We start from the raw sequence: 15,407 nt of genomic DNA on the forward strand, positions 1-15,407 counted from the left end.
CGTTTGATCGATCTCTTGGCGTCAAGAGATCCATCCAGCCGTCAGGCTATCGCGCATCCGGGATCCCGGACGTCCGGGTCGGTGTGGCCCAGCCCACAACGCCGTCCCGGCCCGTACGCATGTGCGCGCCCCCATGCAAGAGGCGGCCGCCCGTCCGGGAGAGGAGGACGAAGGCGGCCGCCTGGGGGGATACCGACCGTGCCGGACTCCCGTGGGGGTACGGTTCACGTGCCCCGGATTCCGGCGGGCATTCCACCCTTTCGGAATTTCTCCACCCGGTCCTGCTCAACGGGCACGGCCCCGCCGCCCCCTCAGCCGGTGCAGCCCTTCTGTCCGGCCGCCAGCGTCGCGCAGGCCTTGGCGTCGGCGGCGCTCTTCACGGCCACCATCGGGGTGTAGGCGATGCTGTCCCCGGTCTCGGTGATGCTGCCGGTCTGCTTCGCCTTGCCCGAGCTGATCCGGACCTCGTCACCCTGGGCGGCCTGCGTGATACGCCCCCAGGCCGCCTTGCAGGTCTTGCTGTAGCGGACCTCGACCGTGGTCGGGCCGACGGTCGCCGTCTGCGCGGTGGCCACCAGGTCACCGCTGCACCCCATGGCCTCCGCGTCCTTGCCGGTGCAGCCGGCACCGCTGCACTTCACCCCGGGCGGCAGCTTCGGGTCCCTGCTGACGGTCGGCGAGGGCGAGGGCGCGCCGCCCTTGGCCTCGTCGTCGCCACCACCGCCGGTGAGGTAGAACGCTCCGGCGATCACCACGAGCACGCCCACGACACCCGCGACGAAGGTCACCGTCCGCTTCTTGCCCGCGGCGGCGGAGGCGGAGGCCATGGGGCGATTCCCCCCTGCGCCGCCGGCCCCGCCCGACCGGGACGGGACGGCGTCCTGCGGTTCGCCGTACGGCTCCGCCCCCGCACCGGGGGTCCGGCCGGGGCCGCCGGGCGACCCGGTGGAGGTTCCGGGACCCGAGCCGGGCCGGGATCCCCTGCCCGCGCCGGTACCGGCGGAGCGCCCGCTCGTCGGCGACGGGCCCTGGTACCCGGCCAGCCCCCACGAGTTGACCTCGGGCTCGGCGCTGCGGCCGCTCTCCCGCAGATCCGAGCCGGTGGAGTCCTGGACCTCCGGAGCCGTCGGCTGGGGCGGCACGGTCGGGGCCACGCCGGCCGGTCCCGCGATGCCCGGCGTGACCGTGGTGCCGCCGCTCCTGCGGGCGGGACTGCCGCCGCCCGCGGAGGCCGCTCTGCCGTCGCCCGCCGAGGCCGACTTGCCACCCGCCGAGGCCGACTTGCCACCGGCCGACGCCGACTTGCCACCCGCCGAGGCTGCCTTGCCACCGGCCGAGGGGTCGCCGAAATCCTGCCCGCCGAACTCCCCGAGCGCCGCGCGCGCCTGGGAGATCCGGATGGCCTCCATCGTCATGTCGTGCCGCATCTCCGAGCGGCTCCAGGCGCGCTCGGCGAGCTCCCACATCGTGGTCAGGTGCACCGGGTTGGTGCCGGTGACCTCCGCCAGGGCCACGATCGCGCCCTTCGGGGCGAGCAGCCGGCCGTTCAGGTAACGCTCCCACGACGTCTTGCTGTAGCCCGTGCGGTCCGCGACCGACGCGATGCTCAGACCACCGCGGTCCACCAGCCTGCGCAGCTGGCTGGTGAACTCCCTGATCTGTGGATCGAGCTCATCCGGCAAGGCCTTCCAACGAGGCATTGCTCCCCCTCTTCCCCCCGAAACGTGCTGATATTTCTCGCGCTGCTCGCCCCCCGCGCGGCGGCCTCGGCCGAGTCCCCGTTCTGGATACCCACAGGGATGCGCCCAGTCAGGATCTCAGTTCCCCGACGAGGGGCGCACAGGAGCATGGTGACCGCGCGCGATACACCCTGGACCGTCCCGATTGTCCATGCCGACCCGGCTGTCGCACCACTTTGTGTGGTATTGGAAGCCAGACGTACCGGAACTGTCACTTCCGTGCCACAGCGCACTGACAGCCGTTGAACAGGCCGTTCGCGGTGCAGGAAGGTGGGGCGTGGCGGCGGCCCGTCCTTCCTCGGGGGAGAGGACGGACCGCCGTCCACGTCATTCGTTGGTGACCGTGAAGTGCAGGGTGTCCTTCAGGAACGGGATCTGCAGCCACGGCTTCGGCTGTGCCATCAGCGCCAGCATGACGATCACCAGGCCGAGCAGGCCGTAGGTGACCATGTCGGTGAAGCGGGAGCGGACGGCGAGCATGCCGACGTCCGGCAGCAGCCAGCGCAGCGCACCCCCGCCCAGCAGGGCGACGCCGATCAGCAGCGTCCCGAGCCGGAACTGGCCGAACGCGGTCACCAGGAGCCCGGCCCCGGCCAGCCCCAGCACGGCGAGCACGGGCCACTGCCGCGCCGGTGCGGGGGCGCCCCCGGGCGCTGCCCGGCCACCGCCCTCGGGCCGCGCGGTGTCCCTGGTGAACAGCGGGAAGCGCCGGGTGACCCGCCGCGGTCGCCCTTCGGCGTCGGGCGCACTGACGGGGTCCCGGACGGTGAGGTCGTCCGGGGTGTCGTGCCCGCTCCGCGCCTCATGCGTGTCCCGGGTGGCGCGCCCACCGGCTTCGTGTGCCGTGCGCCCGCCGCCGGACTCCTGACGGTCCGGGGCCGTGCGCCCGCCGGCCTCGTGCCTGTCCGCGGCGGTGTGCTCACTCCCGGCCTGTTGCCCGCCCGTCGGCTCGTGCCCGCGCGTCGGCTCGTGCCCGCGCGAGGTCTCGCCCCCGCCCGGGGCATCGTGCCCGCTCGACGCCTCGTGCCCGCTCGACGCCTCGTGCCCGCTCGGGGCCTTGTGCTCAGCCGGCACTGCGCTCCGCCGCCTCGACCACGTTGACGAGCAGCTGGGCACGGGTCATCGGGCCGACTCCGCCGGGGTTCGGGGAGATCCAGCCGGCGACCTCGGCGACGTCGGGGTGGACGTCGCCCACGATCTTGCCCTCGGCGCTGCGGGAGACGCCGACGTCGAGGACGGCCGCGCCGGGCTTCACGTCCTCGGCACGGATCAGATGGGCGGAGCCGGCCGCGGCGACGATGACGTCCGCGCGCTTGAGGTGCGCCGACAGGTCACGCGTGCCGGTGTGGCACTGCGTCACGGTGGCGTTCTCGCTGCGGCGGGTGAGCAGCAGCGGCATCGGCCGGCCGATGGTCACGCCGCGTCCGACGACCACGACCTCGGCGCCCTTGATCTCCACGCCGTAGCGGCGCAGCAGCGTCAGCACGCCGTTGGGGGTGCAGGGCAGCGGGGCGGGCTCGTTGAGGACGAGGCGCCCCAGGTTCATCGGGTGCAGCCCGTCCGCGTCCTTGTCGGGATCCATCAGTTCGAGGATGCGGTTCTCGTCGATGCCCTTCGGCAGCGGCAGTTGCACGATGTACCCGGTGCAGGCCGGGTCCTCGTTCAGCTCGCGGACGGCCGCCTCGATCTCCTCCTGGGTCGCCGTGGCGGGCAGTTCGCGCTGGATGGAGGCGATGCCCACCTGCGCGCAGTCGCGGTGCTTGCCGGCGACGTACTTCTGGCTGCCGGGGTCGTCCCCGACCAGGATCGTGCCGAGGCCGGGCGTGACGCCCTTCTCCTTCAGCGCCGCCACGCGGGCGGTCAGATCGGACTTGATCGCGGCTGCGGTGGCCTTGCCATCGAGAATCTGGGCGGTCATGTCCCCATCCTCGCGGATGACCCCGCCACGGTTCCAATCCGACCGCAATACGGGCACCGCGGGGTCCGCCGTCCCGTATCCGCCCATGATCGGCGATGTTGCACTTGCACAACACATCGGGAATGCGGCTGGACAAGCCGGTCAGTGGTGAAGAACGATGAGCCGACAAGTGCCGCGGGCAGTTCAACGGGGGGACGGTCGCAATACTGAAGGTTTTCCTCCGTGCGGATGTCACGCGTCGTCCCCGCACTCGGACCAACGGAGGAAAGTCCCCCATGAGCTACGGCGACCCCAACAACCCCTACGGCGCTCCCCAGGGGCAGCAGCCGCAGCAGCCGGGCTACGGTTACCCGCAGGACCAGGGGCAGGCTCCCGGTTACGGCTACCCGCAGGCCCCTCCGGTCTCCCCCTACGGCGGCCCCGCCGCGCCGACCACGATGCCCGGTTCGGTGGGCGCGGCCCGCGTGATGATGTGGGTCATCGTCGGCCTCCAGGTCGTCGGCATCGCCGTCTTCGCCTTCGCCGCCGCGGCCCTGAACGCCGCCAAGGACAACGAGTCCCTCAAGGACGACACCGCTTTCCAGGACCTGGTCGGCAACTCGACCGGTGTGATCTGGGGCTACGTGGTGTTCGGCCTGGCCTGGCTGGTGTTCGCGGCCGTCCTGGCGACGAAGTTCAAGAACGGCGGCAACGGCGCCCGGGTCACCATCCTGGTCTTCGCCATCATCACGGCGGTCCTGGGTATCTACCCGTTCCTCCTCGTCGGCCTGGTGCACACCGTCCTGGCCATCCTGGTCGCGGTGTTCGTCGGCAACGCCAACGGCAAGGCCTGGTTCAACCGCCCCCGCTACTGAGGGGGCCCGGTCGACAGGACCGGTTCACGCCAAACACTTCCAAGGGCCGTGTCTCACCCGTACGAGGGGGGCACGGCCCTGGTGCGTCGCCCTAGTCTGACGGTGGTAGCTGTTCAGGCACGGGGAGAGCACCTTGTACAGCATCATCGTGGTACCTCCGCCGACCACGGAGGACGAGCGAAACCGCACCCCCCTTCACACCACACCCGGTGAACGACCCGCCCCGGGCGCATGCGCACGCGGCGCCTCCGGGTTCCTCGGCCGGCCCGGCCGGGCCGGAGCGATCCGGTGACCGAGGCGTACGCCGTGCCCGTGCCCAGGGGCTACCGGGTCGGCGTCTGGGAGGTGCGCGAGCCCATCGCGACGGGCGCCTTCGGCAGTGTGTACGCGGCCCGGCGCGTCGGTGACGGCACCGGCGCCCGGCTGCCGACCACGGCCGCGCTGAAGTTCCTGCCCACCGGGACGGCCACGCCCCGCCGACTGACCCACCTGCGCGAACTGATCGAGCGGGAGGTCGAGCTGTACCGGCGGCTGCGGCATCCGCGGCTGGTGCGGATGTACCAGACGCTGACGGTCGACGATCCGGCCCACCCCGACCTGGACGGCGCCACCGTCCTCGTCCTGGAGAAGGCCGAGGGCTCCCTGTCGGCCCTGCTCGCCGCCGCTCCCCGGCCCGCCGCCGGCCCCGCGCTGCTCGCGCAGATCGCCGAGGGCCTCGCCCAGCTGCACGACGCGGGGTGGGTGCACGGCGACCTGAAACCGGCCAACGTGCTGCTGATGGCGGACGGTTCGGTGCGCCTCGGCGACTTCAACATGGCCGCCGAACTGGAGGGCACCCACGCCTACACGCCGGCCTTCTCGACCCCCGACTACACCCCGCCGGAACTGCTGTGGACCGAGATCGGCGAGCGCGGCCGCCGTATCCGCCCGTCCGCCGACATCTGGGCCTACGGTGTCCTCGCCCATCTCGTGCTCACCGGCTCCTTCCCGCTGCCCGGAGCCACCCCGGCCGCCCGCCGCGACGCGGCCGCCGCGTACGCCCGCGGTGCCGACGAACTGCGGCTGTCGCCCGAACTGCCCGACACCTGGCGGGAGATCGTGCGCGCCTGCCTGACCCGGACGCACGCGCAGCGCATCGGCGGCGCCGCGCTGCTGCGCCGGGTGACGTCGGCCGCCGGCCCGGGCGGTCGCGCTGTCCGTCTGCCCCGTCTGCACCCCGGCCGCCGCCTGCGGAGAAGGTCCGTCGCGGCCGTCCTGGCCGGGGCGCTGACGGCCCTGGCCGCCCTCACCTACGGCATCAGCGTCTGGGCCGGGGCCGGGAGCAGCGCCGGCAGCGGCTCCGGCGCGACCGCGCACGTCTCCGCGGCCGCGTACGGCGCGTCCGAACTCCGCACCGACCGGGGTGTTCCGCCCGCCTACCGGCTGCTGATCGTCGAGACGGCGCACGACTGCGACCAGAGGGAGGTCACGCCGGTCCTGATCGCCGCCATGCTGAAGGTGGAGAGCGACTTCGACCCGGACCTCTCGGACCCCGACAACAACGAGTACGGCATCGCCCGTTGGACGCCGCGCGTCCTGCGCTGGTGGATGAACGAGGACGGCACCCCCGGCGAGACGGTCCCCCAGCCGCCCTTCCCACCCGCCGAATCCATCCCGGCGATGGGCCGCTACCTGTGCTGGATCGCCCCGCGTCTGCACGAGGGCCTGCCCGGTGACCGGCGGGTCCTGATCGCCGCCGCCTACCGCACGTCGTACCGGACGGTGAACGCGACGGGCGGCGTGCCCCCGGACGTACGCACCTACGCCGGCCGCGTGGCCCACTTCCTGAAGGAGTACGCACCCGAGGGCCGGAAGTGACCCCACCGGGTCATCGGCCGACGCGTGCGGAGCGGGCCGGCGAGGTCACCGCGGCCCGCTCCGTCACCACCGGGATCAGTGGAAGAAGTGCCGCGTCCCCGTGAAGTACATGGTGACGCCGGCCTTCTGCGCGGCCTCCACCACCAGCTCGTCACGGACCGAACCGCCGGGCTGGACCACGGCCTTCACCCCGGCGGCGGTGAGGATCTCCAGGCCGTCCGGGAACGGGAAGAACGCGTCGGAGGCGGCGTACGCGCCGGCCGCGCGCTCGGCGCCCGCCCGCTCGACGGCGAGCTTCGCGGAGTCGACGCGGTTGACCTGTCCCATGCCGACGCCGACCGAGGCGCCGTCCCTGGCGAGCAGGATCGCGTTGGACTTCACCGCGCGGCAGGCCTTCCAGGCGAACGCCAGCTCGGCCAGCTCGTCGGCGTTCAGCGCCTCGCCGGTCGCCAGCGTCCAGTTGGCCGGGTCGTCGCCGTCGGCCTGGAGACGGTCGGTGACCTGCAGCAGCGCGCCGCCGTCGATCGGCTTGACCTCGACCGGGGCGGCGGGGCCGTCGGCGCAGCGCAGCACGCGGATGTTCTTCTTCTTGGTGAGGGCCTCCAGGGCCCCGTCCTCGTAGCCGGGCGCGACGATGACCTCGGTGAAGATCTCCGCGACCTGCTCCGCCATCTCCTTGCTGACCGGGCGGTTGACCGCGATCACGCCGCCGAACGCCGACAGCGGGTCGCACGCGTGCGCCTTGCGGTGCGCCTCGGCGACGTCCGCGCCGACCGCGATACCGCAGGGGTTGGCGTGCTTGATGATCGCGACGGCCGGCTCGGCGTGGTCGTACGCGGCACGGCGCGCGGCGTCCGTGTCCGTGTAGTTGTTGTACGACATCTCCTTGCCGTGCAGCTGCTCGGCCTGGGCGAGGCCGCCCGTGCCGGAGACGTAGAGGGCCGCGGGCTGGTGCGGGTTCTCGCCGTAGCGCAGGGTGTGCTCGCGCTCCCAGGTGGCGCCGAGGAAGTCGGGGAACTGCGACTCGTCGACGGGCGCGTAGGAGGAGGCGAACCAGGAGGCGACGGCCACGTCGTAGGCGGCCGTGTGCTGGAAGGCCTCGGCGGCGAGCCGCTTGCGGGTGGTGAGGTCGAAGCCCCCGCTCTGGACGGCCCTGAGCACGTCGGCGTAGCGGGCCGGGCTGGTGACGACGGCGACCGAGGGGTGGTTCTTGGCGGCGGCGCGGACCATCGAGGGGCCGCCGATGTCGATCTGCTCCACGCACTCGTCGGGCGAGGCGCCGGAGGCGACGGTCTCGCGGAACGGGTAGAGGTTGACGACGACCAGGTCGAACGGCTCGACCCCCAGCTCGGCGAGCTGCTGCTGGTGGTCCTCCAGGCGCAGGTCGGCGAGGATGCCGGCGTGGACCCTCGGGTGCAGGGTCTTGACGCGGCCGTCCAGGCACTCGGGGAAGCCGGTGAGCTCCTCGACCTTGGTGACGGGGACGCCGGCGGCGGCGATCTTCGCGGCGGTGGAGCCGGTGGAGACGAGCTCGACCCCGGCCTCGTGGAGCCCGCGCGCGAGGTCCTCGAGCCCGGTCTTGTCGTAGACGCTGACGAGCGCCCGGCGAAGGGGCCGCTTGTTGCTCTCGGCGGTCACTGGATAACTACCTTTCGTCCCTCAATGCGATAGCCGTTGCGGGCGAGGCGCCCCACGACCTCGACGAGCAGCCTTCGCTCGACTTCCTTGATGCGCTCGTGCAGAGCGCCTTCGTCGTCCTCGTCCCGGATCTCCACCACGCCCTGCGCGATGATCGGCCCGGTGTCGACGCCGTCGTCGACGAAGTGGACGGTGCAGCCGGTGACCCTGGCGCCGTACGCGAGCGCGTCCCGTACGCCGTGGGCTCCCGGGAAACTGGGCAGCAGGGCGGGGTGGGTGTTGACGAACCGCCCGCCGAACCGCGCGAGGAACTCCTTGCCGACGATCTTCATGAACCCGGCGGAGACGACGAGGTCGGGCTCGTGCGCGGCGACGGCCTCGGCGAGGGCGGCGTCCCACTCCTCGCGGCTTCGGTGGTCCTTGACCTTGCACACGAAAGTGGGCAGCCCCGCGCGCTCGGCACGCGCCAGCCCCTCGATGCCCTCGCGGTCCGCGCCGACGGCCACGACCTCGGCCCCGTACTCCGGTGCGCCGGCGGCGGTGATCTCGTCGAGCAGCGCCTGCAGGTTGGTGCCTGATCCGGAGACCAGCACGACGAGGCGCTTGGCGCGCGGGGCCACGGGCTTGGCGGCCACGGTGGAGGCCTTTCTCGGGGGAGCGTCTGTCCAGGTGGCCGGCAGGTGGCGCCTCGTACCTTCAGGCGCCTTGTGCGTTCATACGAATGCTTTGCGTCCCCGGATACGGGGAAGCCTACGAACCGGCCGGCCGTCAGCAACGATACCGGCACTCCGGACGGCCCCCACGGGACGGGGGCGGGGCCGGAAGGTAGCGTCTGGACGGAGCCGGTTCGGGAACGACGTCCGGACGTGGTGCGTTCAGGAGGTGACGGACCCGGGTCCCACGCCGTTCCGTTCTGTCCACTCATTCCTCCTCACCAACGGGAAGACGCTCACTTGATGCCGGACCGCAGCCTGCGACTCCTCACGTTCCCCCAGCTGTCTCCGCAAGGAGGGGAGCGCGGCGCCGTGCTGCTGCGGGAGCGCCCCAGCTCACCGCCCGACGCACCGTCGGGCGGCGACGGCGGACAGGGGCGGGACCGCGGGTCCCAGGAGGACAACCCCTTCGCCCCGCCGCCCGAGGGCACGCCGGACCGGCCCTGGCAGCCGCGACGCCCGTCGGGCGAGGACTCCCCCGACTCCCAGGACGGCGGCGGGCGGGACCGCTCGCCCTGGGGCAGCCAGTGGAGCGACCAGCAGCCCGGCCGTTCCTCCGGCGGTTTCGGTGACCGTCCCCGCGGCGGGTCCGAGGGCCAGGGCGGCGGCCCTCAGGGCGGTGGCCCGAACATGCGCTGGGACCCGACGGACCCCGCGCAGCGCCGGGCGCGCTACGCCCTGCTGTCGGGCATGTGGGCGTTCTTCTTCGCCCTCTTCAGCTGGCCGTACGTGGCGCTGCTGCTCGGCGCGCTCGCCCTGTACTGGGCCATCAGCTCGCTGCGCGCGGGGCCCCGCAAGGCCGACCCGGACTCCCCCGCACCCCAGCAGCAGGGCGGCGGCCGCCCCCAGACGACGGCGGCGGTGAGCGGCCTGGTCACGGCGTCCCTCGCGATCGCCCTGGTCGCCGCGTCCTTCACGGCGCAGCTGGTCTACCGCGACTACTACACGTGCACCAGCGACGCCCTCACGAACGAGGCGAAGCAGTCCTGCTCCAAGCTTCTGCCGGAGGAACTCCGGGGGTTCCTGGGGACGGACGGCTGACGGGTCAGGGGGACTCGGGCGGGGCGGACCGGTCGGGCGGGCGCGGGGTGTCATGCCGGCCGGGACCCGGGGTGCCGTACCGGCGCGGGCCCGGGTCCGGCGGCAGGAAGTCGTAGGGCTCGAAGCCCCTGTCGCGGTCCGGCAGGACGTCGTACTCGTAGGACGCGTAAGGGGCGTAGGGAGCGTAGAGCACGTCCGGAGTGGGGCTCGGGGTGTGCGGCACCGGCGTCCCGTCGGCCCTCGAAGCGCCACGCCCGGTGCGTCCGCCGCCCTCACCCCTTCCGCCGTCACCCCTTCCGCCGTCGCCCGACGCATCGACTCCCCGAGCGCCGTCGGCGGCCTCCGGGCCACCCGCCACCCCCGCGACGCCGGCCACTCCGGGGTGTGTGAACAGGTCGCGGCCGTCGCCCTTCCGGGTCTGCCGCCGCTCCCGCGCGACGTCGCTCGTCTTTCTCCACTGTTCGCCGATCTTCGGCTCCTCCGAGCGGGGCGTCCGGCACAGCCAGGCCCGGGCTCCCACCGCCGTGGGGATCGACAGCACGCCCAGCCAGGCCAGCGTCGCGGCGGCGACCTGCCACCAGTGCGGGCCGAGGCGGGACAGCACGGCGGTTCCGAGCGGGCCCCCCGACAGGGCGGCCAGTCCCGCGAGCACGGCCGCGCACAGGACCGACGCCAGGGCGGCGGCACGGGCGGTGCGGCCGGCCGGCCATGACGCGGCCCGCGTACCTCCCGGTCGCGTCCCGCCGCGCTCCCCGGACGCCGCCCCCTTCGCCACCGTCCAGCCCACGACCACTCCGGCGGCCAACGGCACCACCCCGGTCGCCCAGTGCAACGGCGTGCCCTCCCCGGCGTCCGGCACCGCCGCCAGCAGCGGAAACGGCGGCAGGAGCGGGGCCGGCGCCGAGGACAGCGGGCCGACCGCATGGCCCGCGCCGAGGGCGAAGCCGGGCCCGAGGGCATAGGCGGCGCCCCACACCGCCGCGTTCGGGAAGAGGGCCACGCACAGCAGCACCACGGCGAACCGCCCCGACCACCCCTCGGTCAGGCCGAGCAGCCCCGCCCAGGTCGTCGCACCGTGCCCCACCAGCGACACCATCACCAGCAGCGCACCGCCCCCGAGGAGCGCGGCCACCCCGGCCGCCGCGGCCCGGGCGGCGGTGCCCGGGCGTCCGTCCGGGCCGGGCACCGGCGGGCGTGCCCCGGACGGCGGCGCGCCCAGCAGCAGCCGCAGCGGCCGGCGGGGGCGTCCGTACGCCGACCACACGCCCGCCCCCGCCGCCACGACGGCGACGAGCGGGACGCACACCCCCGCGCCCACCCACGACGGCCGCAGGACACCGCCCGCGGCATAGAGGGCGGCGGGCACGGCGACGGCCAGGTAGCCGAGAACCACGCCCGCCCATGCGGTGCGGGGGGAGACCAGGGGCGGACCCGCGATCCTCTCGGCGTCCTCCTCGTCGTCCTCGTCCCCGCCTCCGCCGTCCGTGACGTCCCGTGCCGCCCGGTGCAGCAGCCACACCGGCAGTGCGACCAGCAGCAGGGGCGGCAGGCCGACGGGGGCGGGGACGCCGGAGAGCGTGTCGGTGCGGACCAGCTCGGCACCGTGGGCCAGCAGCCACAGCGCCGCCGCCACATGCATCGCGCCACCGGGTCCGCTGTCCGGGTACGGCGAGCTGATCCAGAGCAGCGTCATGAGCAAGGCGAACGACGCGAGCCCGAGGCCCGCGGCGATCGCGCCCCCCATGAAGCCGTCGCCCAGCCCGGGCGAACGGTCGCGCATCCGGGTGAGCAGGGGTGACGGCGAACGTCGGCGAGCGGTCATCTCGATCACGACCGACATGCTCCCAACGACACGCGCTTTACCGGCGTAACAGGCTAACCCTCGCTGTGTCGCTAAAAATACGCTTATGTACTTTTCTGGACGGAGGCGAGCCCTGTGACGCAGAGCCCTGCCCTACCGCTCCCACCGCCCAAGGAACGCCGACGCCTGCGCGAGGCCGCCTCGCTGACGCGCGCTCAGCTGGCCTCCCGGGTGGGCGTGACCACTGAGACGGTGCGCGGATGGGAGACCGGCCACTCCATGCCGCGCGGCCGCAAAGGGGAGAAGTACGCGAGGCTGCTCCACTCCCTGGGCGAGGAGACGGAGGTGACGCCTTGCCAGGAGAGCGCCGCCGACTCCGACGACCCGGAAGCGTCCGCCGGGACCGCGTCCGCGCGACGGTCCGCGCGCGCCCGGCGCAAGGCCGCGGCCACCGGCCGCAAACGCCCCGCCGCGAAGGACCGGGGCCGAGGCCCCGTCACCGTCCCCGGCCGGAGCCGCACCCCCGTCCCGCACGGACACCGCGTCATCCTCGCCGAGCGCCCGCGGACGAAGCCGCCGCGCCGGCCGGACGAAGCCGTCACCGCGCTGACGCCCGCTCAGGCCTTCGACGCGCTGTACGCGTTCTGCGCGCCCGCGCTCGTCCGGCAGACCTATCTGCTGACCGGCCGCCGCGAACCGGCCCGGGAGTCGGTGGAGCGGGCCTTTCAGATCGCCTGGCAGCGCTGGCCCGAGGTGGCCCGCGACCGCGACCCGGCGGGCTGGGTGCGCGCGATGGCGTACGAGTGCGCGCTCTCCCCGTGGCACCGGCTCCGGCCCCGCTTCCGGCTTCCCGAACGGCCCCCGCCCGACGCGTTCGACCGGGCACTGAGGGACGCCCTGCTGAGGCTCCCGCCGTCCTACCGCCGCACGCTGGTCCTCTACGACGGGGTCGGACTCGGCCTGCCGGAGACGGCGGCGGAGACGGAGGCGAGCACCCGTGCTGCCGTGAACCGGCTGGTGCACGCGCGCGAGGCGCTGGCCGAACGGCTGCCGGAGCTCGCGGACCCGGAGACGCTGCACTGGCGGCTGGTCGAACTGGCCTCCGTCGAGCGGCTGCGGGCCGCCAAACCGCCGGTCGTGCGCAGGGGCGCGGAACGCCGGGCCCGCTTCTGGACCCGGGCCGCCATCGCCTTCACGGTCGCCCTGATCGGCACCACGGCCCTCACCGTCCGCACGGCCCCCACCCACTACGAGCCTCCGGTGCCACCGGGAGCGACGGTCCAGGGCGTCCCACCGCCCGTCGCACCCGGCCCACTGTCCGAGAAGGAGCGGAAGCTACGCGCCAAGCTGCGCGAGGAGCAGCAGGGAGGTCCGGACAGGCTGCTTCCGCTGCCGCGGTGACGGCGGTGACGGCGCTGGAGGCGCTGGAGGCGCTGGAAGCAGGGATGGCGCGGCCGGGGGGGGGATGGGCACACGGTGATGGGTGCGCGGAGAGGGCCGCGGGGGGAGGCGCACGGCGATGGGTGCGCGGAGAGGGCGTGAGGGCTCGGACACGGCGGTGGGCCCGCTCCCTACGGGGAGCGGGCCCACCTGTGCGCTACGGCTTCGTTCAGCCCGTAGGGCTGTTCTCAGCTGCCGAGAATGGCGCGCGCCAGCTTGGCCGTCTCGGTCGGCGTCTTGCCGACCTTGACGCCGGCGGCCTCGAGGGCCTCCTTCTTGGCGGCGGCCGTGCCGGAGGAGCCGGAGACGATGGCGCCGGCGTGGCCCATGGTCTTGCCCTCGGGCGCGGTGAAGCCCGCGACGTAGCCGACGACCGGCTTCTTCACGTTCTCCTTGATGAAGGCCGCGGCCCGCTCCTCGGCGTCGCCGCCGATCTCACCGATCATCACGATCAGGTCGGTGTCGGGGTCGGCCTCGAACGCGGCGAGCGCGTCGATGTGCGTGGTGCCGATGACCGGGTCGCCACCGATGCCGACGGCGGACGAGAAGCCGATGTCACGCAGCTCGTACATCATCTGGTACGTCAGCGTGCCGGACTTCGAGACCAGACCGATGCGGCCCGGCTTGGTGATGTCGCCCGGGATGATGCCGGCGTTGGACTGGCCCGGCGTGATGAGACCGGGGCAGTTCGGGCCGATGATCCGGGTCTTGTTGCCCTTGGACACGGCGTAGGCGTAGAACGCGGCCGAGTCGTGGACGGCGATGCCCTCGGTGATGACGACCGCGAGCGGGATCTCGGCGTCGATGGCCTCGACGACGGCGGCCTTGGCGAAGGCCGGCGGCACGAAGAGGACGGACACGTTGGCGCCCGTCTTCTCGATCGCCTCGGCGACCGTGCCGAAGACCGGGATGTCGTTGCCGTCGATGTCGACGGACGTACCGGCCTTGCGGGGGTTCACGCCACCCACGATGTTCGTGCCGTCGGCCAGCATGAGCTTGGTGTGCTTCATGCCCGTGGCACCGGTCATGCCCTGGACGATGACCTTGCTGTCCTTGTTGAGGAAGATAGCCATGGCTGTTTAGTCCCTCGTCCCTTACTTCGCAGCCGCGAGCTCGGCGGCCTTGTCGGCCGCGCCGTCCATGGTGTCCACGCGCTGCACCAGCGGGTGGTTGGCGTCGGAGAGGATCTTGCGACCCAGCTCGGCGTTGTTGCCGTCCAGACGGACGACGAGGGGCTTGGTGACTTCCTCGCCCTTGTCGGCGAGCAGCTGCAGCGCCTGGACGATGCCGTTGGCGACCTCGTCACAGGCGGTGATGCCACCGAAGACGTTGACGAAGACGGACTTGACGTCCGGGTCGCCGAGGATGATCTCCAGGCCGTTCGCCATGACGGCGGCGGAGGCGCCACCGCCGATGTCGAGGAAGTTGGCCGGCTTCACGCCACCGTGGTTCTCACCGGCGTACGCGACGACATCCAGGGTGCTCATGACGAGACCCGCGCCGTTGCCGATGATGCCGACCTCACCGTCGAGCTTGACGTAGTTGAGGTTCTTCTCCTTGGCGGCGGCCTCGAGCGGGTTGGCCGCCTCCTTGTCCTGGAGGGCCTCGTGCTCCGGCTGACGGAACTCGGCGTTCTCGTCCAGGGAGACCTTGCCGTCCAGGGCGATGACGTCACCGGAGGCGACCTTGGCCAGCGGGTTGACCTCGACGAGGAGGGCGTCCTCCTCGATGAAGGTCTTCCAGAGGGTGACCAGGACGTTCTCGACCTTGTCGGCGACCTCGGCCGGGAAGTTCGCGGCCTGGACGATCTGGCGGGCGACCTCGGGGGTCACACCCACGTTGGCGTCGATCGGCGTCTTGGCGACGGCCTCGGGGCGCGTGGCCGCCACCTCCTCGATCTCCATGCCGCCCTCGACGGAGGCGATGGAGAGGAAGGTGCGGTTGGCACGGTCCAGGAGGAAGGAGACGTAGTACTCCTCCACGATCTCCGGAGCCGTCTCGGCGATCATCACCTTGTGGACCGTGTGGCCCTTGATGTCCATGCCGAGGATGTTGGTGGCGTGCTCGACCGCCTCGTCGGCGGTGCCGGCGAGCTTCACGCCGCCGGCCTTGCCACGGCCGCCGACCTTCACCTGGGCCTTGACGACGGACTTGCCACCGAGGCGCTCGGTGGCTGCGCGGGCCGCCTCAGGCGTGTCGATGACTTCACCGGCCAGCACCGGTACATCGTGCTTGGCGAAGAGGTCCCTCGCCTGGTACTCGAACAGGTCCACGCGCTTCCGTCCCTATCAGTGATCTCGCGGTTCGTTGTCTGCGTGGGCGTGCCGCGAGGGCAACGTGACGTCCGCTGTCTGTCACAAGGGAGGCGCACACGGTGTCCGAGCGCGCGGCATGTCCGTCTCGCAG

At 72.9% G+C, this 15,407-nt stretch carries 12 protein-coding genes; 4 read left to right on the forward strand and 8 right to left on the reverse strand.

Annotated features, from left to right (window positions below; genetic code table 11):
• Positions 1–311: 311 nt before the first annotated feature.
• From ACFCXS_RS01850 to ACFCXS_RS01860, 3 genes are all read right to left on the reverse strand, one after another.
• Positions 312–1,700 carry a DUF2690 domain-containing protein gene (locus ACFCXS_RS01850; RefSeq protein WP_376640943.1) on the reverse strand — a complete coding sequence of 463 codons (1,389 nt, stop codon included), beginning with the start codon at positions 1,698–1,700 and terminating at the stop codon, positions 312–314.
• Positions 1,701–2,066: 366 nt separating this feature from the next.
• A complete protein-coding gene (locus ACFCXS_RS01855) occupies positions 2,067–2,813 on the reverse strand; it encodes a DUF3017 domain-containing protein (RefSeq protein ID WP_376640945.1) in 747 nt (248 codons plus the stop codon).
• Positions 2,803–3,657, reverse strand: coding sequence for a bifunctional methylenetetrahydrofolate dehydrogenase/methenyltetrahydrofolate cyclohydrolase (locus tag ACFCXS_RS01860; protein WP_376640947.1), 855 nt, complete (start codon positions 3,655–3,657; stop codon positions 2,803–2,805). The genes ACFCXS_RS01855 and ACFCXS_RS01860 overlap by 11 nt, the downstream gene beginning before the upstream one ends.
• 275 nt (positions 3,658–3,932) lie before the next feature.
• On the opposite strand from ACFCXS_RS01860, the gene ACFCXS_RS01865 reads away from it, so the two are divergent.
• Both ACFCXS_RS01865 and ACFCXS_RS01870 read left to right on the forward strand, forming a co-directional pair.
• Complete coding sequence (locus ACFCXS_RS01865; protein WP_376640949.1) at positions 3,933–4,511, forward strand: hypothetical protein; 579 nt, start codon at positions 3,933–3,935, stop codon at positions 4,509–4,511.
• A gap of 288 nt (positions 4,512–4,799) precedes the next feature.
• Positions 4,800–6,368, forward strand: coding sequence for a protein kinase (locus ACFCXS_RS01870; RefSeq protein WP_376640951.1), 1,569 nt, complete (start codon positions 4,800–4,802; stop codon positions 6,366–6,368).
• Positions 6,369–6,443: 75 nt separating this feature from the next.
• On the opposite strand, the gene purH is transcribed toward ACFCXS_RS01870, so the two are convergent.
• Positions 6,444–8,006: a bifunctional phosphoribosylaminoimidazolecarboxamide formyltransferase/IMP cyclohydrolase gene (purH, locus tag ACFCXS_RS01875; RefSeq protein WP_376640953.1), complete on the reverse strand. Its 1,563-nt coding sequence runs from the start codon at positions 8,004–8,006 to the stop codon at positions 6,444–6,446.
• Positions 8,003–8,641: a phosphoribosylglycinamide formyltransferase gene (purN, locus tag ACFCXS_RS01880; protein WP_376640955.1), complete on the reverse strand. Its 639-nt coding sequence runs from the start codon at positions 8,639–8,641 to the stop codon at positions 8,003–8,005. The genes purH and purN overlap by 4 nt, the downstream gene beginning before the upstream one ends.
• A 321-nt stretch (positions 8,642–8,962) precedes the next feature.
• Here purN and ACFCXS_RS01885 point away from each other — a divergent pair, with 321 nt between their 5' ends.
• Complete coding sequence (locus ACFCXS_RS01885) at positions 8,963–9,760, forward strand: hypothetical protein (protein WP_376640957.1); 798 nt, start codon at positions 8,963–8,965, stop codon at positions 9,758–9,760.
• Between the two features lie 4 nt (positions 9,761–9,764).
• On the opposite strand, the gene ACFCXS_RS01890 is transcribed toward ACFCXS_RS01885, so the two are convergent.
• Entirely contained in the window at positions 9,765–11,600 is a 1,836-nt protein-coding gene (locus ACFCXS_RS01890) for a DUF6350 family protein (protein ID WP_376640959.1), read from the reverse strand.
• A gap of 96 nt (positions 11,601–11,696) precedes the next feature.
• Between ACFCXS_RS01890 and ACFCXS_RS01895 the strand changes: the two genes are divergently transcribed.
• Positions 11,697–12,962: a helix-turn-helix domain-containing protein gene (locus ACFCXS_RS01895; protein WP_376640961.1), complete on the forward strand. Its 1,266-nt coding sequence runs from the start codon at positions 11,697–11,699 to the stop codon at positions 12,960–12,962.
• A 227-nt stretch (positions 12,963–13,189) separates the two neighbouring features.
• Here the strand turns inward: ACFCXS_RS01895 and sucD are convergent, their stop codons facing one another.
• On the reverse strand, positions 13,190–14,074 hold the full coding sequence (gene sucD / locus ACFCXS_RS01900; RefSeq protein WP_031132986.1) for a succinate--CoA ligase subunit alpha: 885 nt from the start codon (positions 14,072–14,074) through the stop codon (positions 13,190–13,192).
• Positions 14,075–14,095: 21 nt separating this feature from the next.
• Positions 14,096–15,274 (reverse strand): ADP-forming succinate--CoA ligase subunit beta, encoded by a 1,179-nt coding sequence (sucC, locus tag ACFCXS_RS01905; protein WP_376640964.1) that lies wholly within the window; start codon positions 15,272–15,274, stop codon positions 14,096–14,098.
• Between the last annotated feature and the right edge of the window lie 133 nt (positions 15,275–15,407).

This window comes from Streptomyces sp. NPDC056373 (assembly GCF_042262425.1).
GTDB lineage: Bacteria > Actinomycetota > Actinomycetes > Streptomycetales > Streptomycetaceae > Streptomyces.

Bases quoted from the DNA above. Each gene is read 5' to 3' on its own strand.
- ACFCXS_RS01860 (WP_376640947.1), bottom strand. From the start codon at position 3,657: ATGACCGCCCAGATTCTCGATGGCAAGGCCACCGCAGCCGCGATCAAG.
- sucD (WP_031132986.1), bottom strand. From the start codon at position 14,074: ATGGCTATCTTCCTCAACAAGGACAGCAAGGTCATCGTCCAGGGCATG.
- ACFCXS_RS01865 (WP_376640949.1), top strand. From the start codon at position 3,933: ATGAGCTACGGCGACCCCAACAACCCCTACGGCGCTCCCCAGGGGCAG.
- ACFCXS_RS01885 (WP_376640957.1), top strand. From the start codon at position 8,963: ATGCCGGACCGCAGCCTGCGACTCCTCACGTTCCCCCAGCTGTCTCCG.
- ACFCXS_RS01850 (WP_376640943.1), bottom strand. From the start codon at position 1,700: ATGCCTCGTTGGAAGGCCTTGCCGGATGAGCTCGATCCACAGATCAGG.
- ACFCXS_RS01890 (WP_376640959.1), bottom strand. From the start codon at position 11,600: ATGTCGGTCGTGATCGAGATGACCGCTCGCCGACGTTCGCCGTCACCC.